22 protein-coding genes are annotated in these 21072 nt (G+C 66.9%); 5 read left to right on the top strand and 17 right to left on the bottom strand.

The window, feature by feature from the left end; translation table 11 throughout:
* Nucleotides 1-93 precede the first annotated feature (93 nt).
* The 5 genes from HY058_00325 to HY058_00305 all read right to left on the bottom strand — a co-directional run bounded on the left by HY058_00325 (nt 94) and on the right by HY058_00305 (nt 6303).
* Nucleotides 94-1599 (bottom strand): ABC transporter substrate-binding protein, encoded by a 1506-nt coding sequence (locus tag HY058_00325; protein MBI3495730.1) that lies wholly within the window; start codon nt 1597-1599, stop codon nt 94-96.
* Between the two features lie 181 nt (nt 1600-1780).
* The gene (locus HY058_00320) at nt 1781-3373 is read right to left on the bottom strand and encodes an ABC transporter substrate-binding protein (GenBank protein ID MBI3495729.1); all 1593 of its coding nucleotides are present in this window, start codon (nt 3371-3373) and stop codon (nt 1781-1783) included.
* Nucleotides 3374-3482: 109 nt separating this feature from the next.
* Nucleotides 3483-4574: a dipeptide ABC transporter ATP-binding protein gene (locus HY058_00315; GenBank protein MBI3495728.1), complete on the bottom strand. Its 1092-nt coding sequence runs from the start codon at nt 4572-4574 to the stop codon at nt 3483-3485.
* A gap of 2 nt (nt 4575-4576) precedes the next feature.
* Nucleotides 4577-5578: an ABC transporter ATP-binding protein gene (locus HY058_00310; protein MBI3495727.1), complete on the bottom strand. Its 1002-nt coding sequence runs from the start codon at nt 5576-5578 to the stop codon at nt 4577-4579.
* 14 nt (nt 5579-5592) lie between these two features.
* Entirely contained in the window at nt 5593-6303 is a 711-nt protein-coding gene (locus HY058_00305) for a DUF1028 domain-containing protein (protein MBI3495726.1), read from the bottom strand.
* Between the two features lie 125 nt (nt 6304-6428).
* Between HY058_00305 and HY058_00300 the strand changes: the two genes are divergently transcribed.
* Nucleotides 6429-7955 (top strand): M81 family metallopeptidase, encoded by a 1527-nt coding sequence (locus HY058_00300; protein MBI3495725.1) that lies wholly within the window; start codon nt 6429-6431, stop codon nt 7953-7955.
* Nucleotides 7956-8187: 232 nt separating this feature from the next.
* Here the strand turns inward: HY058_00300 and HY058_00295 are convergent, their stop codons facing one another.
* Complete coding sequence (locus HY058_00295) at nt 8188-8796, bottom strand: class I SAM-dependent methyltransferase (GenBank protein ID MBI3495724.1); 609 nt, start codon at nt 8794-8796, stop codon at nt 8188-8190.
* Nucleotides 8797-8843: 47 nt separating this feature from the next.
* Here HY058_00295 and HY058_00290 point away from each other — a divergent pair, with 47 nt between their 5' ends.
* Nucleotides 8844-9425: a HutD family protein gene (locus HY058_00290; protein ID MBI3495723.1), complete on the top strand. Its 582-nt coding sequence runs from the start codon at nt 8844-8846 to the stop codon at nt 9423-9425.
* Here HY058_00290 and HY058_00285 read toward each other — a convergent pair.
* The 9 genes from HY058_00285 to HY058_00245 all read right to left on the bottom strand — a co-directional run bounded on the left by HY058_00285 (nt 9422) and on the right by HY058_00245 (nt 16831).
* Nucleotides 9422-10054, bottom strand: coding sequence for a TerC family protein (locus HY058_00285; protein ID MBI3495722.1), 633 nt, complete (start codon nt 10052-10054; stop codon nt 9422-9424). The two genes, HY058_00290 and HY058_00285, sit on opposite strands and share 4 nt — an antisense overlap.
* A gap of 10 nt (nt 10055-10064) precedes the next feature.
* Nucleotides 10065-11042 carry a proline racemase family protein gene (locus HY058_00280; GenBank protein MBI3495721.1) on the bottom strand — a complete coding sequence of 326 codons (978 nt, stop codon included), beginning with the start codon at nt 11040-11042 and terminating at the stop codon, nt 10065-10067.
* A gap of 35 nt (nt 11043-11077) precedes the next feature.
* Nucleotides 11078-12160: a DUF2817 domain-containing protein gene (locus HY058_00275; protein ID MBI3495720.1), complete on the bottom strand. Its 1083-nt coding sequence runs from the start codon at nt 12158-12160 to the stop codon at nt 11078-11080.
* Between the two features lie 290 nt (nt 12161-12450).
* Nucleotides 12451-12624 (bottom strand): antitoxin, encoded by a 174-nt coding sequence (locus HY058_00270; GenBank protein ID MBI3495719.1) that lies wholly within the window; start codon nt 12622-12624, stop codon nt 12451-12453.
* Entirely contained in the window at nt 12621-12911 is a 291-nt protein-coding gene (locus tag HY058_00265) for a helix-turn-helix domain-containing protein (protein ID MBI3495718.1), read from the bottom strand. Before HY058_00265 ends, HY058_00270 begins: the two co-directional genes overlap by 4 nt.
* A gap of 58 nt (nt 12912-12969) precedes the next feature.
* Nucleotides 12970-13245, bottom strand: a complete 276-nt coding sequence (locus tag HY058_00260) for a BrnT family toxin (protein ID MBI3495717.1) — start codon at nt 13243-13245, stop codon at nt 12970-12972.
* 90 nt (nt 13246-13335) lie between these two features.
* Nucleotides 13336-15069: a dihydroxy-acid dehydratase gene (locus tag HY058_00255; GenBank protein MBI3495716.1), complete on the bottom strand. Its 1734-nt coding sequence runs from the start codon at nt 15067-15069 to the stop codon at nt 13336-13338.
* 98 nt (nt 15070-15167) lie between these two features.
* The gene (locus HY058_00250) at nt 15168-16034 is read right to left on the bottom strand and encodes a hypothetical protein (protein ID MBI3495715.1); all 867 of its coding nucleotides are present in this window, start codon (nt 16032-16034) and stop codon (nt 15168-15170) included.
* 92 nt (nt 16035-16126) lie between these two features.
* The gene (locus HY058_00245) at nt 16127-16831 is read right to left on the bottom strand and encodes a transglycosylase SLT domain-containing protein (protein MBI3495714.1); all 705 of its coding nucleotides are present in this window, start codon (nt 16829-16831) and stop codon (nt 16127-16129) included.
* Nucleotides 16832-16958: 127 nt separating this feature from the next.
* Here HY058_00245 and HY058_00240 point away from each other — a divergent pair, with 127 nt between their 5' ends.
* Nucleotides 16959-18182, top strand: a complete 1224-nt coding sequence (locus HY058_00240) for a molybdopterin-dependent oxidoreductase (GenBank protein MBI3495713.1) — start codon at nt 16959-16961, stop codon at nt 18180-18182.
* 13 nt (nt 18183-18195) lie between these two features.
* Entirely contained in the window at nt 18196-18486 is a 291-nt protein-coding gene (locus HY058_00235; protein ID MBI3495712.1) for a cytochrome c, read from the top strand.
* A 16-nt stretch (nt 18487-18502) separates the two neighbouring features.
* On the opposite strand, the gene HY058_00230 is transcribed toward HY058_00235, so the two are convergent.
* Together HY058_00230 and HY058_00225 are read right to left on the bottom strand one after the other, a co-directional pair.
* A complete protein-coding gene (locus tag HY058_00230) occupies nt 18503-19030 on the bottom strand; it encodes a hypothetical protein (GenBank protein ID MBI3495711.1) in 528 nt (175 codons plus the stop codon).
* Nucleotides 19031-19278: 248 nt separating this feature from the next.
* Nucleotides 19279-19887, bottom strand: a complete 609-nt coding sequence (locus tag HY058_00225; GenBank protein ID MBI3495710.1) for a Crp/Fnr family transcriptional regulator — start codon at nt 19885-19887, stop codon at nt 19279-19281.
* Nucleotides 19888-20175: 288 nt separating this feature from the next.
* Here HY058_00225 and HY058_00220 point away from each other — a divergent pair, with 288 nt between their 5' ends.
* Complete coding sequence (locus tag HY058_00220; GenBank protein MBI3495709.1) at nt 20176-21072, top strand: NAD-binding protein; 897 nt, start codon at nt 20176-20178, stop codon at nt 21070-21072.

Below are 21072 nucleotides of genomic sequence, written 5' to 3'. Positions count from 1 at the left end.
CCTCCCCCGCCTGTCGGCGAGGGAGGGAGCAGGAGGGTCGATCTCCACTCCCTCCCCCAACTTGTTGGGGGAGGGCTGGGGTGGGGGCCTAGGTCACTCGAATTTGAGGCCGGCCAGCCGGGCCATGCCGTCGGGCACGGCGTTGAAGCCGGTAAGCCGCTTGTTCGCCACCCAGAACAGCGTGTCGTGGTAGATGTAGATGAGCGGCCGGTCGACCTGCAGCTTCTTCGCCACCTGATCGTAGACGAGCATCCGCTGCTCGATGTCGTTGGTCGCCCGCGTCTTGTCGAGGAGCGCATCCATCTCCTTGTCGCAATAGCGGCCGTCGTTCTGCGCGCCGGCGCAGGAGACGAAGGCATGGAGGTTGCCGTCGGGATCGGCCCGCCCGCTCCAGCCGATGAGGTAGGCCTCGAAGTTGCCTTTTGCCGACTGCTCGAGGGAGGTGGCGAACTCCATCGCCAAGAGCTTGACCTCGAAACCGGCCTCCCCGGCCATCGCCTGGATCACCTGGGCCACCTGCAGGGTCTCGTTGTTGTTGGGCACCATCATGGTGAAGCTCAAACTGGAGTGGCCGGCCTCCTTCAAGAGCGCCTTCGCCCGGGCCAGGTCGCGCTTGGGGATCGGGGTGCCCCTCGCATACCACGGGCTCGAGGGCGAGACCCACTGGTTGCCCGGCCGGAAATTGCCGTTGAAGACCACCTGGTTGATCGCATCGCGGTCGATCGAGAGCTCGAGGGCCTGGCGCACCCGCTTGTCCTGGCCCAAGGGCGTCTTCGCCCGCTCGCCATTGGCGACATTGATCAGGATGTCCCGATAGCCGAGGCTGACGACGGAATTGACCGTGAGCTTGTCGCCTTTCTTGATGGCTTCGATGTCGGTCGCCGCCAGCCGCTCGGCGAGATCGATCTGGCCCGACTGCAGGTTGGCGAGCCTGACGGTGTTGTCCACGATCGGCAGGTACGTCACCCGATCGAAATGGTAGGCGTCCTTGTTCCAGTGCTCCTTGAAGCGGTCGAGCACGATGCGGTCCTGCTGCACCCGCTCGGCGAACTTGTACGGGCCGGAGCAGACCGGGTTGGTGCCGAACTGGGCGCCCATGGCCTTGGCCGCCTTCGGCGAGAGCATCATGCCGGCACGGTCGGTCAGCTGCGCGATGAGCGGCGCGAACGGCACCTCGAGATTGAGGCGGACCGTCATCGGGTCCGGCATGTCGACGGACTGCACCTGACTGATCTCGGTCTTGCGCCGGGACTCGGGCAAGCTCAGGTGCCGCTCGATGTTGTACTTGACCGCGTCCGCATCGAACCGCTCGCCGTCGTGGAAAGTGACGCCGGGCCTGAGCTTGAAGGTGAGCTGGCGCTGATCGGCCGACCAGCTCCATTCGGTGGCGAGCTGCGGCACCAGCTTTAAGTCCTTGTCGATGTCGACGAGCTTGTCGCAGAGCCCGGCAAACACGATGCGCCCGACGTAGGTGCGGGCGATGCTGGGATCGAGGATGTCGGGATCCTCGGCCAATCCGATGCGCAAGGTCGATTGCGCTAAGGCCGTGCCGGCGAGTGCAAGGGAAGCGCAGGCCGCCAGCATGAGAACGCGATGCATGCGAGATCTCCCTCTTGTCGTGGTCGTCCGCGAGGACCCTCACCCCCTCCCTCTCCCGCCCAGGGGAGGGTTGGGGAGGGGGTGATCCTCACCCCCTCCCATAGGCTACCCCCAAGGCGGGAGAGGGAGGGGACCCGCGATAGCGGGGAGGGTGAGGGCAGACGCCGCGCGAGTCAGCCGCCTAGCTCTTATCCACGTTCCAGAACACCACGGTGTTGACCTTGAGCCAGCCCGAGGTGTTCTTGCGCCACAGGAAAGGCTGCTGGTACTGGCCGACCGGGATGTAGGGGATGTTCTCCTCCCACAGCCGCTTGTGCAAGGCCTCGGCGATCTGCTTCTGCTTCGCCGGATCGGTCTCGCGGATGAAGGCCTGGCGCATTTTCTCGGACTCGGCATCGCAGGGCCAGCCGAACCAGGCATCCTTGCAGTTCGTGGTCGAGGTGTTGCTGCTCATCGGGTTCGCCTGCGAGGCCGTCCCGGATCCGGTGTGGAAGATGTTCCAGCCGCCCTGGGCCGGCGGCTCCATCTTCGCGCGCCTTGAGACGACGCTGCCCCAATCGGTGATCAAGAGGTCGACGTTGACGCCGATCTTCTTCAGGTTGTCGGCCGTCACCATGGTGAAGGCATTGATGAACTGGATGTCGGCCGGCCCCATCAGGAGCACCTTCTCGCCGTTGTAGCCCGACTCCTTCATCAGCTGCCGGGCCTTCTCCAGATTCGGCTTGCGGTAGGGCTCGGCACCCGCCTCGGTGCCGTAGGTAGTGCCGCAGATCCACATCGAGAAGCATTCATGCCAATACTTCTGCGGCCCGACGCCGGCGGCCATGTAGTCCTTCTGATCGACCATCAGGGCCAGCGCCTGGCGCGCCTTCAGATTGTTGAAGGGCGGGTGCAGGTGGTTGGGCCGCATGACGCCGAAGCCCTCGATCGTCCAGATCGTGCCGACGACCACGTCGGGATTGCTCTCGACGGTCTTGACCAGCTCGAGCGAGGCTTGATCGAGGAAGTCCACCTCGCCGGCATTGAAGGCGGCGAACTTGGTGGCCTCGTCCGGGATCACCTTGTATTCGACCCGGTCGACCTTGACGACCTTGCCGCCGGCGAAGCCCGAGGGCTTCTCCGAACGAGGAACGTAGTCGATGTTCTTGTCGTAGACGACTCGGCTGCCCGGCACCCACTCCGCCTTGTTGAACTTGAACGGGCCGGAACCGATGGCCTCGGTGATCAGCGTGTTCGGGTCGGTAAGCGCTTCCTTCTCCCGGTAGATGCCTTCGAGATTGGGCGAGCCGCCGATGGCGAAGAGCAGCAGGCCGAACGGCTCCTTCAGGCTGATGGTGAAGGTCTTGTCGTCGACCGCGTCGACCGAGGCAAGGAAGGGCTCGATCGAGCGGCCCAAGACCTCGCGCTTCACCATGCGTCGCAAGGAGGCGACCACGTCCTTGGAGGTGACGGGCTGGCCATCGTGGAATTTGAGGCCGGGCCGCAAGGTCATCGTGTATTTGAGCTTGTCGCTCGAGACCGTGTAGCGCTCGACCATCTGCGGCTGGTTCTCGATGTTCTCGTCCCAGCTGAACAGCGTGTCGTAGACCGAGCCCATATGCATGGAGGTGATGGTCGCGGTGGTCTGGTAACCGTCGAGCACCTTGAGGTCGGCATGGGGCACGACCCGGAGCACCTTTTGCTGCGCTTGGGCCTCGGGTGCGGCCGTCGCCGCCAGCGCCGCCAGCGACAGGGCGCAGAGCGCCTGGCGCAGCGATGGTTTACGCAAAGCCATGTCCTGTTCCTCCTGACGGTTGGTCCGTGTTTCTTATCGGAACTATTTGTCCACTCTCGTCGGAGGCTCCGCAAGGCCTATATGCGCCGGCGGAGTATGCGGGTCTGGATTACGAGGCGGCTTCCCCGTTCCGGCGCGGCCGACGGAAGGCGCCTTGCAGCCGGGCCAGCCGCTCGCTGCCTGCCGAGCTCGAGGGCCTCGGCACGATGGCGCCCGCCGGGCCGATCTCCGCCCAGAAATGGCATGCGGTGGCGTGCCCGTTCGTCTCCGGGCGAAGCAGCGGCTCCTCCACCCGGCAGCGCTCCTTGGCGAAGGGACAGCGCGTGTGGAAGCGGCAGCCGGGGGGCGGGTTGATCGGGCTCGGCACGTCGCCCTCGAGAATGACCCGGTCGCGGTTCAGCCGGGGATCGGCGATGGGAATGGCGGAGAGGAGGGCGCGCGTATAGGGGTGCCTGGGCTCGGCGAACAGCGCCTGCTTGTCGGCGAGCTCGACGATCTTGCCGAGATACATGACCGCCACCCGGTCGGCGATGTGCTTCACCACCGCCAAATCATGGGCGATCAGCACGTAGCTCAAGCCGAACCGGCTCTGCAGATCCTGCAGGAGGTTGATCACCTGGGCGCGGATGGAGACGTCGAGCGCGGAGACCGGCTCGTCGCCGACGATGAGCTTCGGCTCGACCGCGAGTGCCCGCGCGATGCCGATGCGCTGGCGCTGGCCGCCGGAGAACTCGTGCGGGTAGCGCCTGGCGTGGTAGGGGGCGAGCCCGACCAGGTCCAGGAGCTCGCGCACCCGCTCGCGCGCCGCCGCCCCTTGGGCGAGCCCGTGCAGCCGAAGCGGCTCCTCCAGCATATCGCCCACCGTGAGGCGCGGATTGAGCGAGCCGTAGGGATCCTGAAAGACGATCTGCATGTCCCGGCGCAGCCGGCGCATCTGGCCCTGGTCGAGGGTGAAGATGTCGTTCTCATTGTAGTAGACCGTGCCCGCGCTGCGATCGATGAGGCGCAGCACCAGGCGTCCCAGGGTCGACTTGCCGCAGCCGGATTCGCCGACCAGCCCCAAGGTCTCGCCCGGGGCCACGCTGAAGCTGACGCCGTCGACGGCGCGCACCGAGGCCACGATGCGGGCGAAGATGCCTTTGCGGATCGGGAAGTGCTTCACCAGGTTCTCGACCCGGAGGAGCGGAGTGGCGGTGGCCAAGCTTACGCCTCCGAGCCGCTCAAGGGCGCCCGCCAGCAGGCGACCGCATGCTCCGGGGCGACAGTGCGGAGCCCCGGCGTCTCGTCGATGCAGCGTTGCTCGGCGAACGGGCAGCGCGGGTGGAAGGCGCAGCCGGCCGGCGGCATCGCCGGATTCGGCACCTGGCCCTCGATCGCCGCCAGCCGCGGCTGCTCCAGATGCAGCTGCGGGATCGAGCCCATGAGCCCGATCGTGTAGGGATGCTCCGGCCGGGCAAAGAGGCGCAGCACCGGCGCGCGCTCGACCACCTTGCCGGCATACATGACGATCACCTCGTCGGCCATCTCGGCGACCACGCCCAGATCGTGGGTGATCAGCATGATCGCCATGCCGGTCTCCTGGCGGAGCCGGCGCAGGAGATCGAGGATCTGCGCCTGGATGGTGACGTCGAGGGCCGTCGTCGGCTCGTCGGCGATGAGGAGGTTGGGCGCGCAGGCGAGCGCCATGGCGATCATGACGCGCTGGCGCATGCCGCCGGAGAGCTTGTGGGGATATTCCGAAAAGCGCTGCTCGGGCGAGGGAATGCGCACCCGGCGCAGGAGCTCGATCGCCTGATTGCGCGCCTCCTCGCGGCCGATCGGGCGATGCCGGAGGATTCCCTCGGTGATCTGATCGCCGATGGTGAAGGCCGGGTTGAGCGAGGTCATCGGCTCCTGGAAGATCATCGCCAGCCGGTTGCCCCGCATCTCCTGGATCTCGCTCTGCGGCAGCTTCAAGAGCTCGATCCCGTCGAAGGTGACGCGGCCCCCGGCGATGCGGCCCGGCGGGTCCGGCACCAGGCCCATGATCGACAGCGCGGTGACACTCTTGCCGCAGCCGGATTCGCCGACCACGCCCAAGGTGCGGCCGCGCTCGAGGGTGAACGACACCCCGTCCACCGCTCTCACGACGGCATCATCGATGTGGAAATGCGTGACCAGATCTTCGACGCTGAGCAAGGGCTCGGCCGATTGCGCCTCGGGCACGGGCCGAGCCAGGCTCACGAAGCCGTCGCAGCCGCGCGGGCGATGATCTCCTCGATCTCCTCCCGGTCGAAGATCCCCGTCGGGTTGGCGCGGGTGGCGAGGCAGCGCTTGAACGCCTGGGCCCGACCATTGAATACGCCATAAAGGCGACGGAGCTCGATCAGGGGATCGGCATGGTCGTCGACGCGGAGATCGATGTCGGCATAGTCCTCGCTCGTGTAGACGATGAGTGCTGCCGATTGCCTGCCGCGCTTGTCGCCGCCGGCTTCCTGTCCGGCATCCATCGCCGCCATCAGCCGCTCCGGGAAGGGGTTGCCGGCACCCCGCTGGTAGGCGGCAGCCGTGTCTTCGATCACCTTGGGACCGGCCAGCATGTTGCCGGCGACCGAGACCTTGTCGGCAACGAGATGCCCGCACCAGGCGACGCAGTCGCTCCCGGTATGGGCGGCGTTCCGGCCTTGGGCATCGAGCACATGCAGCTGGCGCGTCCTCTGCCCGGCATCGGCGCCGATGAGGAGGCGCACCACGTCCTCGGCGGCCACACCTTCGCCGAGCAGCCGGAGACCCCGGGGCCCATAGGTGACGTTGACGAGCGCCTGCGTGGCAAGCGCGCCGACGCCGCTCTTGGCGAAGGGACAGAGCGAGCCGACGGCGAACGCCTTGGTCGAGACGATGACGCCGAATGCCCCGGTCTTTTCCTCGCGAGCGACGACCGACCAGGTCATGGGGGAGACCACATCATGGGGACGGACGCTAGCGGGTTTGATCAGCTCAAGCAACCAAACCGCCGCCTTGCGCCATGTTCAACTTTGCTTGAGCATGCCCCGGCCGCAACGCCTTCGGAGCCTTCATGTCCGCCGCCAAACCCCGCATCGCCATCCTCGGCTTCGCGCTCGAGAGCAACCGCTTTGCTCCGGTCATCGGGCGGGCCGAGTTCGAGCTCAATGCGTTTCGCGGACCGGAGATTCTGGGCGAGGCAGCGAAGCCCAATCCGCGCATCGCCCACAATGTGACGAGCTTCATCGAAACCATGAATGCCGGCGGCCCTTGGACGCCGGTTCCGATCCTGGTGACCTCCGGGGGTGCGGCGGGCCCGGCCGATCCCCGCTATTTTCGCGACTGCCTGGAGGAGTTCCGCAACGGACTGAAAGCGGCGATGCCGCTGGACGGGGTCTATTGCTCTCAGCACGGTGCCGCCACCACCACCGAGAGCGATGATCCCGACGGCGAGATCCTCGCCGCGACGCGGGCGATCGTCGGAGCCGACGCGCCGATCATCGCCACCCTCGATCTGCACGCCAATATCTCCGACCGCATGGTGGCATCGAGCGATCTCCTCATCAGCTATATCACCAATCCGCATGTGGACATGCGCGAGCGCGGCATCGAGGCGGCCAAGGCGATGCGCGAGCGGCTTCAGGGTGTCCGCTACTATCCGAGCTTCATCCGGCTGCCGCTGGTGTCTCCCTCGGTGGCGCTGCTGACGGCCAGGGGCCCCTACGCCGACCTGATCAGCTACGGCCAATCCCGGCTCGGTCCCGACATCGTGAATGTGTCGATCCTCGGCGGCTTCGTCTGGGGCGACACCGACCACAACGGCATCGCCATCATCGTGACCTCCCGCAACGATCCGGCACCGGGCAAGCGTCTGGCCGAGGATCTCGCCCGGCTGGGCTGGGCCGACCGGGCGCGCTATGTCGCTCGGCTGACGCCGCTCGAAGAGGCGATCCGAATGATGCTGGCGAATGGCAGCGACCCGGAGCGGCCGGCTGAGATCTTCGCCGACTGCGCCGACAATCCCGGCGGTGGCGGCCGCGGCAACACCACCTGGATCCTCGCCGGCGCGCATGCCGCCGGCGCCAAGGGGGTGGCGATCTCGCCCTTCTTCGATCCCGATCTCGCCGCCGAGGCGCATCGTCTGGGTCTGGGCCAGCGATTCCGCGCGCGCTTCAATCGCGCCGAGACGACCGAGTTCTCGAAGCCCTTCGAGGCCGAGGCGACAGTCGCCCATCTCTCCGATGGCAGCTTCGTCGGCAGGCGCGGCACCGTCGCCGGCCGCACGGTCAGGCTGGGGCCGACGGCGACCCTCGATTTGGGCGGCATCCGCGTCGTCGTCGTCAGCCGCCGCCAGCAGGCCTTCGACACGGGTTATTTCGAGAATTTTGGCGTGAAGATCGACGCGCTGCGCTCGGTGGTGGTCAAAAGCCGCGGGCATTTCCGCGCCGGCTTCGATCACCTCTTTCCCCCGGAGCGCACCATCGAGGTGGACGCTCCCGGTCTCGTCAGCCAGGTGCTGACCCGCTTTACCTGGAAGCGCCTGAAGCGGCCGATCTACCCCCTGGACCCGGAGACCACCTGGCCGGCGCCCGCGGCGTAGCGGTCCCATTCCGCGCCGATTTCGACCCTCACCCTCCCACGCTTTGCGCGGACCCCTCCCTCTCCCGCGATGCGGGAGAGGGGCTAGCGAAGCATTTCTTTGACTCCCTCTCCCGCTGGGGGTGGACTTTGGGAGGGGGTGAGGATCACCCCCTCCCCGACCCTCCCCGGGCGGGAGAGGGCTGGGGTGAGGGTCTTTCGCCCAGACATCTTTGGTCTCGGGAACGAGATACTTACCGCCGACGCAGCACGAGATTGAAATAGTGCCAATGCTTGGCTTTGCCGATGGCGGTCTCGCCGTCGCGCTCGATCTCGTCCAGCTCTTCCACGGCGAAATCCGTCGCCAGCGCTTCGATCTCGGCGCGGGTGAGCACGGTCAAGCCCGGATGCTCTGCCCAGCCGTCGCGGGGCCCGTAGAGCTGGCCGGCGAAGCGGCCGCCGGGAGAGAGCGAGTCGGTCACGCGGCGCCACAACTGGGGGAAGAGCGCCCGCTCGACCAGAGGCAAGGCGAAGCTCGCATTGACGAGATCGACCATGCCCCAATCGGCCTCCTCGAACCGTTCGCAGCGCAAGGCGAGCATCGGTTCGGCGGGCAGATCCAAGCGCGCCTGCAGCCGACCCAGCGCGCTCATCTCCTTGTCGATCGCGATCACCCGCCAACCCCGGCGCAGCAGCTCGACCGTATCGGTGCCGCTGCCGCAGCCGAGATCGGCGGCGGTGCCGGCCCCGCGACCCTCGGCCTGAAAGAGCTGGAGCGCCTTCAGCAAGCTCGGCCGCGGCGGCGTCTCTGCGACCGCTTCGTAGTAGCGCTCGAACTTGCCGGGCTCGCTCGCCATTGGCATCACCCGATCATGCTAGGTTCGTCAGGTTCAAAGGGCCGCGCACCACCATGCCGTCTCGCTTACGCCATCTCAAGGCCGCGGACTACCGGGTCATGCCCTGGAAGAACGGCGGCGGCAGCACGACCGAGATCGCCGTCGATCCGCCGGGTGCGGGCGTCGCCGACGCCTTCCTCTGGCGGCTCAGCCTGGCGCGGGTGGAGCGATCCGGTCCGTTCTCGCCCTTTCCCGGCTACGAGCGCAGCATCATGCTGATGTCGGGCGGAGGCATGGCGCTCGACTTCGGCGATCATGGCGGCGCCCGGCTGGAGCGGCCCTTCGAGCCGGTCGGTTTCCAGGGCGAGTGGCCGACCACGGCGACGCTGTTGGGCGGGCCATCGGAAGACTTCAACGTGATGACCGACCGCGCCCGATTGCGCCACGAGCTGACGGTCTCGCGGCCGCTGGCACCGCTGGAGCTGCCGCCGGTGCCGGCCGTGGCGATCCTTTGCTGCCACGGCCGGGTCGAGGTGCAGGGCCTCGGCTCGCAGGCGCTGATGTCGCGGGAAACGCTGATCGTCGATGATCCTGGCCCGCTCGTCATCAGCGGTCCCGGCATCGCCGCGGTGGTGCTGTTTCAGCTGCGGAGTTAGGAGCCCCCGACGATCCGAGCCCACACATGGGGACTATCCTCGACGATCATGGCGAGCGCCACATAGAGGACGAGTGCCAGCCCGATCCAGGCGATCCAGCGGTGGCGATCGAGGAGGTTGGCCAGAGCGTTGGCGGCCACTCCCATCAGCGCCACCGACACGCTGAGGCCCGCGACCAGCACCCAGACATGCTCGCCCGCCGCACCGGCCACGGCCAGCACATTGTCGAGGGACATGGAGACGTCGGCGACGATCACCTGCAGCACCCGCTGCCGGAAGCTCTTGGCCGATGTCGGCGACGGTTGCTCGCCCGCTTCTGGCCCGGCCGTGTCCAGGGCAGGGCTCGCGCGGAGCTCGCGCCACATCTTCCAAGCGACCCAGAGCAAGAGGATGCCGCCGGCAAGGGTGAGGCCGATGATGTGCAGGAGCTGGGTGGCCACACCGGCGAAGATGAGGCGCAAGAACGTCGCCGCCGCCACGCCGACCAGGATCACCCGTCGCCTTTGCCGCGGCTCCAGCCCCGCCGCGGCCATGCCGACGACCACGGCATTGTCGCCCGCCAGCACCACGTCGATCATGATGACGGTCGCGAGCGCGTAGAGCGAAGACGGGGTGAGCGCTTCCAGCATCCACACTCTCTCAGCGCAACAGGAAGCCCTGGGCCAGCGGGTCGTCATCCTCGAGGGTGAACCGCGCCGTCCCGGCATAGTGCGCGTGCCCGCCGACCTCGACGACGACCGCTTCATGGACGCCTGACCGCGCGCGGCCGATCGCCCTTCCGGTGAAGCGGGCGCCGGTCAGGCTTTCGAAGGCGCGTTCTTGTCCTTCCTGGATCAGCCCCTTGGCGCGCTGGAGGGCGATGCGGGCGGTGACCCCGCTGCCGGTCGGGCTGCGGTCGACCTGACGGTCGGCGAAGATGCAGACGTTCAGGCTCGGCTCCGGCGACCAGGCATCGCTGCCGTCGGTCAGGATGGTGCCATAGAGGAAGCCCAGATCCTTGTCCTCCGGATGCTGGATCGCCAGCTGATCGCGGACGGCCTCGCTGACCAGGCTGGCGCGCTCGACGATGGCGGCAGGGGGTGTTTCTTTCAGCTCGAGCCCGAGCCGGCTCGCCGGGAGCACGGCATAGAACGCCCCGCCATAGCCGATGTCGACGGCGAGCCTGCCATGGCCGGGCACCTCGACGGAACGTTCGAGCATGAGCGCGAAGGCCGGCACGCTCTCGAACCGGACGCGGCCGGAGCGTCCGCCCTTGACCTCGACCCGGAGCCGGACGACCCCGCAAGGACATTGAATGGCAAGCCTGGTCTCCGGCTCCCGCGGGGCGACCCGTCCGCTGTCGACGGCCCAGCGGCCGAGCGCGATGACCGCGTGCCCGCACATGGTGGAGTAGCCTTCATTGTGCAGGAACAGCACGGCGAAATCCGCGTCGGGCGCATCGGCCTCGAGCGGCACCGCGCCATACATGTCGAAATGCCCGCGCGGCTCGCGCATGAGGAGCCGACGCACGTCGTCGTGGTGCTCGAGCGCGTGACGCCGACGCTCGAGCAGGGTTGCCTTGGGCAGCGCCGGATAACCGCCGACGACGATGCGCACCGGCTCGCCGCCGGTGTGCATCTCGACCGTGTCGATGGGTTGCATCTCTTTGCTGTCTATGTCTTCGCCAGCCCGACCAGCGCCTGGCGGATGACGTCGTTCGAGCGCGAGAACACCATGATCTTCCACTCCGGCACCGAGGGATAGAACATCTCGCGCATGAACGCCTTGATCTCGCGGCCCTGCGGCGAGGCGAGATCGCCATGGCAATGCAGCCAATTATCGGCGCGAATGGCTTTCAGCACCGAGTTCACGTCGTAGGTCCCGTACTCGATCACCATCGGCACGGTCGTGCGCTGGGCGAGGCTCTCATCGAGCGCCAGGGCCAGCAGACCCGATGGCACATGCCAGGTGGCGCCGGCGCCGGGGACGGTCGAGACCTCGTCGTACCAGGAGCGCGCCAGATCGAGATGGCGGCGGCCGCGAAAGCGGAGGTCGCCATGGCCGAGCGGGCCTAGGCCGGTGTGGTAGTCGATGAGGCCGATCGCAGCCGCACCGGAGCAATGGCCGGCGAGAATCGCCCGGAAGATCCGGTTTGCCCAGGTCGGCGCGTCGCCGCCATAGAAGGTGCCCTTGGCGTTGACATATTGGCCGCCATGCACGGCGCTGGGCAGGAAGTCGGCATTGGGCAGGCCGTAGTGGCGGGCGATCGCCGCATCCGCCTTCGCCAAGGACTCGGGCGTCCACGCAATCGGATTGATGTGCTCGGCCAACACCTCATAGTCGGCGTTCTGCGGATGCGGCTTGCCGTGGTCGAGAAAGTTTCGGTTGAGATCGACATTCTCCTCGGTCACGCGCCGCCCCCAGGCGAACCCGTGGGGGTTGATCGCATGAACGAGGATGACGGCGGTGTCCGGCTGGGCGTCGCGGTGATAGTGCCCCTTCAAGAGCCAGCCCACCTGGCAGCCCGACCCGCAATAGCCCTCGATGCCATGCGTGGCGGAATTGAGCACCAGGAGCTTCTTGGCGTTCGCGGGGCCGATCCGCGCCACGTCGGTGAAGAGCGCGCCGCCATCCGGGCCCAAGGTGGGATTCCTGTGGCTGTCGATGAGCACCGCGCCGGAGCGGCCGACGGCGTCCAGGAATTTCTGACGGGCCTCGGCGTAGGATTCGGCGAAGAACGACGCGACCGCGACCATTGCACCTTATCCCTGAGCCTGGGCCCCCGATTGTCTCGCCGCATCGCTCGCCGCGGCCGGCCGCCCGCATGATGGACCGGCGCAAATTGCGCCGTCCACTCCTAGAGCGCCGGCCGTGCCACGGATCGGTCATTTGGCGGCGAAGCGGCAGCGCCTCGATCAGCCCAAGACGTAGCTGGCAGCCGCGCCGGCCTGGCGAGGATGTCGAGATCATGGCCGAAGCTACGGTCCGCGTCCGGAAGCGCCGCCGGCGTCTCGCGGAGGACGGTCAGCCCCGGCTGGGGAAAGGCCTATGGTCGGCGATGTCGATTGGCTGGCGCGGGCATCTCATCCGGGCGGCCCCAGGAGTCGATCCACTCGCCGACCGCATCGTCCTCGACCAATTCGCCGCGATCCGCGGCCGCGATGCCGAGCTTGATCGCCTCCATTTGCCACGCTTGGTCGTACGCGGAGATCACCGTCATCGCAATAGCGCTCGGAACACCGCTTCGGGTTCGCGTTCGACGATGCGCAGGAGCGATCTAGCGGCCTGGTCGGGCGAGCGCTTGCCCTGTTCCCAGTTTCGAACCGTCTCGACCGAAACTCCGATCTGCCGCGCAAAAGCCGCTTGGCTGAGCTTCAGGCGATGGCGAATGCCACGGGCGTAGGCCCCGGCATCCGCTTGCGCGGCGCGCTCATCGTCCATCGCTTGCCGAGCAAGCTCGGCTGCCGTGGTCGCATCGATCCGCGCGAGATCGGCCCGTGGCCGCATCTTGCTTTGCCGTCCACGGCCAAGCCGAACCGCGCTACCGTCTCGGGCCAGGCGCGCTCTAACGATCGGCACGTGTGATCCTCCTTTCGTCTCTACGATTGGCCCGGCGCGCGGAAATGATCCGGTGCACGGTTCCGCGCAAGGTGTAGACGACGACGTAAAGCCGTCCTTCTATCTTGCCGTAGACGATGCGGCGTTCTTCCCCATAGTCATAGCGGTCATCGACGACATCGACGCAGTCGGGGTCGAGGAACACGCCGGCGGCATAGAGGAAATCGAAACCTCGCTCACGGTAGCAGGATTCGGATTTCGTCGAATCCCATTCGAGATCCACGTTCTTCATGCACCCGGCCAGTATAGGCCATTGGCCGACTAGTTCAATGGCCTATGAATGCCGCGCACGCCGATGCGTTCCCCAAGCCGCTCAGTGGATCTCCGGCTCCGGCACCCGCGCCGTTGCCGCTAGGATGTCGAGATCGCAGCCCTGGTCGGCTTGGGTGATGTGGCGGGCGTGCAAGGCGCCGTAGCCTCGCTCGTAGCGCGGCGGCGGCGCCTTCCAGGCCGCACGGCGGCGAGCGAGCTCGGAGTCCGCCACCTTCAGCGTCAGCGTGCGCTTCTCCACGTCGAGCTCGATCGGATCGCCGGTCTTGACCAGGGCCAAGGGGCCGCCGACGAAGCTCTCCGGCGCCACATGCAAGACGCAGCAGCCATAGCTGGTGCCGCTCATGCGCGCATCGGAGACGCGCACCATGTCGCGCACGCCCTCTTTCAAGAGCTTCTTCGGGACCGGCAGCATGCCCCATTCCGGCATGCCCGGGCCGCCCTGGGGGCCGGCGTTGCGCAAGACCAGGACCGAGTCGGCGGTGACCGGCAGGGCCTCGTCGTCGATCCTGGCGGCCATGTCGTTGTAGTCCTCGAACACGACCGCGGGACCGGTGTGCTTCAAGAGCTTGGGATCGGCCGCCGCCGGCTTGATGACGGCCCCGTTGGGGGCCAGGTTGCCTCTGAGGATGGCAAGGCCGCCGGCGTCCTTGACCGGTGCGTTGCGGCTCCTGATCACCTCGGCGTTGTAGATCTCGGCACCTTTGATGTTCTCGCCGATGGTCTTGCCGTTGACGGTCATGCAAGCACCGTCGATGAGCTCGCCGAGCGCGGCCAACAGCGCCTTGAGGCCGCCCGCATAGTAGAAATCCTCCATCAGGAACTGGCCGGAGGGGCGCACATTGGCCAAGAGCGGCACCCGGCGCGAGATCGCATCGAAGCGGTCGAGGTCGAGGCCGGCTTGGGCGCGGCCGGCGACCGCAATGAGATGGATGACCGCGTTGGTCGAGCCGCCGACCGCGAGCACCGTGGTGACGGCGTTGTCGAAGGCGGACTTGCCGAGGATCCGGGCGGGCGTCAGATCCTCCCACACCATCTCCACGATGCGCCGTCCCGTCATCTCCGCCATGCGCGGATGATTGGAGTCCGCAGCCGGGATCGACGAGGCGCCGGGCAAGGTCAGGCCCATGGCTTCGGTCGCCGACATCATGGTGGCCGCGGTGCCCATGGTCATGCAGGTGCCGGGCGAGCGGGCGATGCCCTCCTCGATCTCCCGCCAGTCATTCTCTGTGATGTTGCCGGCGCGGAGCTCGGCCCAGTACTTCCAGCTGTCCGAACCGCTGCCCAGCACATGCCCATGCCAATTGCCCCGGAGCATCGGTCCTGCCGGCATGAAGATACAGGGTAGCCCCATGGAGATGGCGCCCATGAGCAAGGCCGGCGTGGTCTTGTCGCAGCCTCCCATCAAGACCGCGCCGTCGACGGGATAGGAACGCAAGAGCTCCTCGGTCTCCAGCGCCAGCAGGTTGCGGTAGAGCATCGTCGTCGGCTTCTGGAAGACCTCGGAGAGGCTGATCGCCGGCAGCTCCATGGGAAAGCCGCCCGCCTGCCAGACGCCGCGCTTCACCTCCTCGACCCGCTGCTTGAAATGCGTGTGGCAGGGGTTGATGTCGGACCAGGTGTTGATGAGCGCGATCACCGGCTTGCCTTCCCAGTCCTCACGCGCATAGCCCATCTGCAGCGTGCGCGAGCGGTGCCCGAAGGCGCGGAGGTCCTCCACCCCGTACCAGCGTTTGGAGCGCAGTTCGTCATAGGTCTTGCGGCGGCGCGCGGTCATGCTCTCGAGCTTCCTTCCCCTGGGATTTCGTGGCGACAAGTTGGGCGCGGATCAGTTGACCCAGCGAGGCTTGCCCCTGTCAATGCCGGGGCGGCGGCTCAATGCTGCTTGGCCAAGAAGGCGATCAGCCGTTCCAGCTTCGCCTTGGCTTGGGCGGCATAGGCCTTGCCGTCGCGCTTCGTCCAGTCATAGAAGCCGCGCCCGGTCTTGATGCCGTAATGCCCCTGTTCATAGAGCTCCTGGCAGATGCGTCCGGGCTGATCGGAATGGTTGAGGTGCGGCACGATCTGGCGCTGCACCGTCGCATGGGTGTCGAGGCCGGAGATGTCCTTCTGCTCGATCAAGCCGGTGATGCACATGCGGGGCCCCAGGAGATGCCGGGCTACCTCGTCCACCTCCTTCGCCCCGCACACGCCTTCATCGATGAGATAGTAGGCCTCGTGCAGGATCGCGTGCTGCAGCCGGTTCATGAGGAAGCCGACGATCGGCCGATTGAGCAGGATCGGCTCCTGGCCGCAGGCGCGCACCGCGGCTGAAACCGCGTCCGCCACCGAGGCGGCGGTGTCGAGGGTCTTGCAAACCTCGACCATGGGCATGACCTCGGCCGGCTGGAAGTAGTGCAGGCCGATGAACCGCTCGGGGTGTTTCAGCTTCGCCGCCAGATCTTCGAGCGCCAGGCCCGAGGTGTTGGTCGCCAGGATCGGCCGTCCGGCGTATTTCGCCTCGATCTTGGCGTAGAGCTCCTGCTTCAGATCCACCCGCTCGGGTATGGATTCGACGATGAGGTCGGGGGCCGTCTCGGGAAGCGCTCCGGCGCCCGCCGCGCCCTTGACGATCTCGGCGATCTTCTCTGGGTTGCGGCTCAGCACGGCGACATGGCAGCCGGCGCGGAGGAACGCGGTCGCGATGCCGCGGCCCATGACGCCGGAGCCGGCGACGAGCACGCTGCGAATACGGATGGACATGATGCACCTGGAGGGGGGAGAGGACAGGGGGCCATGATGCCGGCCGCAGGCGGAGGGTCAAGGGGCGGCCGGAGGCGCCCCGGATAAGATCGTCAGGTGAGCTCGCGCCGATTGAGGCGCGCCTGCAACTGGGCGTCCTCGTCCTCCGGCTCCGTGGTGGTCGAGACCGGCAGCGGCTCCAGATAGAGGACCTGCGGCAGGGCCCCGCAGCGCGTCGTCTCGAGCTCACGCAGGCTGGTGGGCTCGAGTGCTGCCAGCGTGCGCCAGACCCGGCAGAGGTAGGCCAGCTGCTGGCGCGGCTTGCCGCCCTGATAGTGGACGATCGCCTGCCCCCAGGTGCCGTAATCCTCCTTGAAGAGTGTGAGGAAGCGCGCGGCATAGGCGACATTGGCGCCGGGATTCAGCATCTGCTCGGGCGAGGGGAAGTTGGCGCGGTGATAGCGCACCGAGAGCTGCATGCAGCCGGCAAAGGCGTTGGCGCGCAGCCTGCCCTTGGCATCCCTGAGATACTTGCCCGCCGCCGCCTGGCTCGAGGCATAGATCGCGCGGCCGGCGACATGCACGGTCCAAGGATGGGGAATGCCGTTGACGCCGCTTTCGGTAATGGCGATCGCCAGCAGCAGGCGGGAGGGAATACCGTATTGCCGCTCTGCCGCGTCGATGGCGCTGGTGCAGGGATTGGCAAAGGCCGACCCGCTGACCAAGCCGGCGATGAGGAAGAGGACGGCGGGGACCACGCGGCGTGCCCGCTCGGCCAGGAGCCGAATTGTGGCGAAGATGTGGCGCGCCCCGCTCATGTCGGCGTTTTCCGTGACAATCCCGCCACGGTCAAGGGGATTGTTTTCTTGACAAGCCGCAACCCAAGGCACCCGCTAGGTCCAACGCCCCCGCGGGGGGCGAGAAACGACGGGGAGGGGACGAACCATGATGGATCGCCGCAGAGTCCTTAAGGGGATCGGCGGGGCGATGGCGCTCGCGGCACCGGGCCTGGCCCGGGCCGCGACACCCTCATTCCTGCCTCTGGGACTGCCGGATGGGGAGTACGAAACCGCCATCCTCGATGCTCTCCCCGGCAAGAAGCCCTTGATCAAGCTATCCTACCGGCCACCCAACTATGAGACGCCGGTCTCGTATTTCGGCTCGGCGATCACGCCCAACGACGCCTTCTTCGTGCGTTATCACCTGGCCGTCATTCCCCCGGAGATCGACGCCGGAAGCTGGACGCTCAGGATTGGCGGCGAGGGGGCGGCGAGCCCGTTCGAGCTTACCCTCGCGGATCTGCAGCGCGGCTTCGAACAGGTGGAGATCGCCGCCGTCTGCCAATGCTCGGGCAACCGGCGCGGACTCTCCATCCCGCATGTGCCTGGCGTGCAATGGGGTTTGGGCGCCATGGGCAATGCCGTCTGGAAAGGCGTTCGGCTGAGGGACGTGCTGGCCAAGGCCGGCATCCGCAAGGAGACGGTCGAGGTGGTGCTGAACGGCGCCGATGGCCCGCTCATCGACAAGACGCCTGACTTCATCAAGAGCATCCCGGCTTGGAAGGCGCTGGATGAGAACACCATCATCGCCTACGAGATGAACGGTCAGCCCTTGCCGCATTGGAACGGCTTCCCGGCGCGCCTCGTCGTGCCGGGGTGGACCGCTACCTATTGGATGAAGCACCTCATCACCATCGATGCCGCGACCAAGCCCTATGACGGCTTCTGGATGAAGAGCGCCTACCGCATTCCCAACGGCAAGTTTCCGGTGGTGCAGCATTTCCTCACGCAGATGACCGAGGTGAACGAGCCGATCACCGAAATGGTGGTGAATTCGGTCATCGCCTCTCCGGCGGCGGGCCGCAAGCTCGAGCGCGGCAATTCCGTGGACGTGCGCGGGGTCGCCTGGGACGGCGGCTACGGGATCCGCCGCGTCGAGTATTCGAGCGATGGCGGCAAGCTCTGGCGCCAAGCGCTTTTGGGCAAGGATCTCGGGCGCTTTGCATTTCGCCCCTGGAGCTTCCGGTTCGCCTCGACCACCCCCGGCACCTTCAAGATCCTGGTGAAGGCGAGCAATGCTCTCGGGCAGACGCAGACCGAGAGCCTCATCTTCAATCCCGCCGGCTACCACAACAACGTGATCCGCCCCTTGGCGATCACCGTCACCTGACCGGAGCAGCCCGATGAAGACACCGTTGGCAGCGTTGGCGCTGGTTCTCATGACCGCGACCGGCGCCGAGGCCGGAGAGCGGCCCGTGCCCTTGAAGGATGCGCCGGGACGGGACGCGGTCGAGGCCAATTGCGCCTCCTGCCACAGCCTCGACTATACCCGCACGAACGCCTCCTTCATGGACCGCAAGACCTGGGAGGCGGAGATCAACAAGATGGTCAATGTCTTCGGTGCGCCGATCGCCGCCGCCGACGCCAAAATCATCCTCGACTATCTGGTCAAGAACTACGGCGTGGGCGGCTGAGGCGCCTCGAGCGGCCTCAGTGGGCGTGGACCGGCTCGCCCTTGGCCATCGCCAGGTGATGCGGCTGATGATGTGCGCCGCTCGCAAGGATGCCGATGAAGCCGAGGCCGCGAATATGGGCGACCTCCGCCGGATCGGCCGCAGTCACCCTTAGCCGGACGCCGTCCGGCAAGACTTCGGCCGTGGCGCTCCAGCTGTTGAGGCGCACCCGATCGACTTCCGCGGCATGGGCCGGCACCATCCGCTGAATCGCCGCCAGCGTGCGGCGGCTGCCGGTGACGCGGATCTCGAGTCCGCCCGCGATCGGCGCGGACGAAGCCTCGGCATTGAGCGTCACCTCGTTCATGTCGACGAGGTGCCGGCGGAGGCTTTCGAGGTCGACCTTGGACCAGTCCGTCTTCGGATCGGCCTCCAGGATCCCGACGATTTCCTGGACGGCGCCGAAGGCATCCTGGCCGGGCATCGCTGGAATGTTGCCTGGCGGTTGGCCTGGCCGAGGCGGCATCCCCATCATCGGCTGATCGTGCGGCATCGAGCCTGGCATCTGTCCATGCCCCTGCGTCATGCCCGGCATCGACCCGTGACCAGGGGACGCTTGCCCCGTTATGGGAGGTGCCGGGGTTTGCGCCGACGCGGTCGCCACGCGCTCGGCGAGTTGGGCGATCGACAGGCCGGCGACGGCGACGAGCGAAATCGCGAACGCTGCTTTCCGCGGGTGGGAATTCATGGGACCTCCGGGTTGGGGTTGGTTGCAACCCTAACCGAGCGACCTCCTCCTCCCTATGATTTGAATCATAGGGAGCGTGATTTTTGAAGAACGATGGATGATGGCGTTCGCCGGATCCGCCGGTCCCTCTCCAGGGCTGCCAGGGTTCGATACAGCGTCTCGTGGCTGAGGCCGATCTCGCTGGCGAGATTCATCAAACTGCCCGGGAGCGGCACGGTTCGGCCGTCCGGCCCGGCCGAAAGCGCCAGGTGCTGCAGAACGCGCTCGCGCGCCGAGCGGATGTTGCGCGCTTCCAGCCGCGCCCTGAGGCTATGGACCTGGTGGGCCAGCGCCTCCAGGAACCGCTCTGCGAGCTTCGGATCTTCCCTGAGCGCGGCGAGCACGTCCAGCTTTGGGTAGACGCGGACCCGAGAGGCGACAGGCGCCACCGCTTCGCATTGGTACTTGGCGGAGAACAATGAGGCCTCCGCGAACAGCTCGCCCGGGCGCGCCGTGTGCAGGGTCACCTCATGGTCGTCGGCGGTGCGGCGGACGAGACGCACGCGGCCCTGCTCGACCGCAAAGATGCCGAACGCAGCGCCGCCTTGACGGAACAGGGCTTCGCCGGCTGCAAGCGTTCGCAGCGTCGAGCGGTCCTTGAGGTCTTGCGGGAGCCAGTCCGAAGGGGTCGTCATTCGATCCAGCCATTGGCTAGTGTCGACCTGAATCGGAATTTCGTTGCCACGAATTTCAGATTTAGGTCGACACTAGCCTATTGAATTTACAGCGTGCCGACCGTTCCGAAGCTCGCCGGCTATGCCGGCGCGCTTCGAAACCGGCACACCAGCGACGGGTGATCCAGACGAAGGCATCTATGCGCCCTTCCTCGGTTGGATCAAGGGCGCGTTGCCTTTGCTCCGGTGCCGCATTCGCGATATGCGTGAGCCGGCAGGGCGTTGGCCCTCTTGCGCGGAGGAAACACGGTGGATCGCATCGGCTTTATCGGTCTGGGGCGCATGGGCCGGCCCATGGCGACCAATATGCAGACCAAGGGTTTTCAACTGACGGTCTATGACCTCCTCGAGGCGCCGATGCGGGCCTTGGAGCAGCGCGGCGCCAAGATTGCGCGCCATGCCGGCGAGGTCGCAAGGGCATCGGACGTGGTGATCACCATGTTGCCGAACTCGCCGGACGTGGAGGCTGTCCTGCTTGGTGAAGGCGGCGTCCTCGAGGCCGCGGCCAAGGGCACGGTCATCATGGACATGAGCACGGTGGCACCGGAGACGACCGATCGGCTGCACCAGGCGGCGACGGCGAAGGGACTCATCTTCGTCGATGCGCCGGTCGGCCGACAAGCCCAGCATGCCGATCGCGGCGAGAGTCTATTCATGGTCGGTGCCGAGGCGGACGCTCTCGAGCGGGTGCGGCCGCTGCTCTCGGCCATGGGTACGACGGTCATCCATTGCGGGCCTCCCGGCGCCGGCATCCGCATGAAGCTCGTCAACAACTACCTCGTGCTCGTCGCCTGCCAGATGAACGCCGAGGCCTTGACCTTGGGATCGAAGCTGGGTCTCCCGGTCGAGCGCATGCTCGAGGTCTTCAACGGCACCACGGCCACCAACGGCCACCTCAAGATGGGTTGGCCGGTCAAGGTGCTGGCGGGCGACATCGAGCCGGGCTTCACCATCGAGCTCGCCTACAAGGATCTCTCCCTCGGCGTCGAAGCCGCCGCCAAGGCCGGCGTTCCGGTGTTCGTCGGCGCGGCGGCGCGCGAGTGCCTCGGCCAGGCGCGCCGGGTGGGCGATTATGCGCGCAAGGACATGTCGGCCTTGCTGGACGTGACCGCGCTCGCCGCCGGCATCAGACCGCCCCGGCTCTAG

Source organism: Pseudomonadota bacterium, from assembly GCA_016195085.1.
Lineage (GTDB): Bacteria > Pseudomonadota > Alphaproteobacteria > SHVZ01 > SHVZ01 > JACQAG01.
Note: the sequence above shows the minus strand (reverse complement) of the source record. Positions and strands in the feature narration are given on the sequence as shown.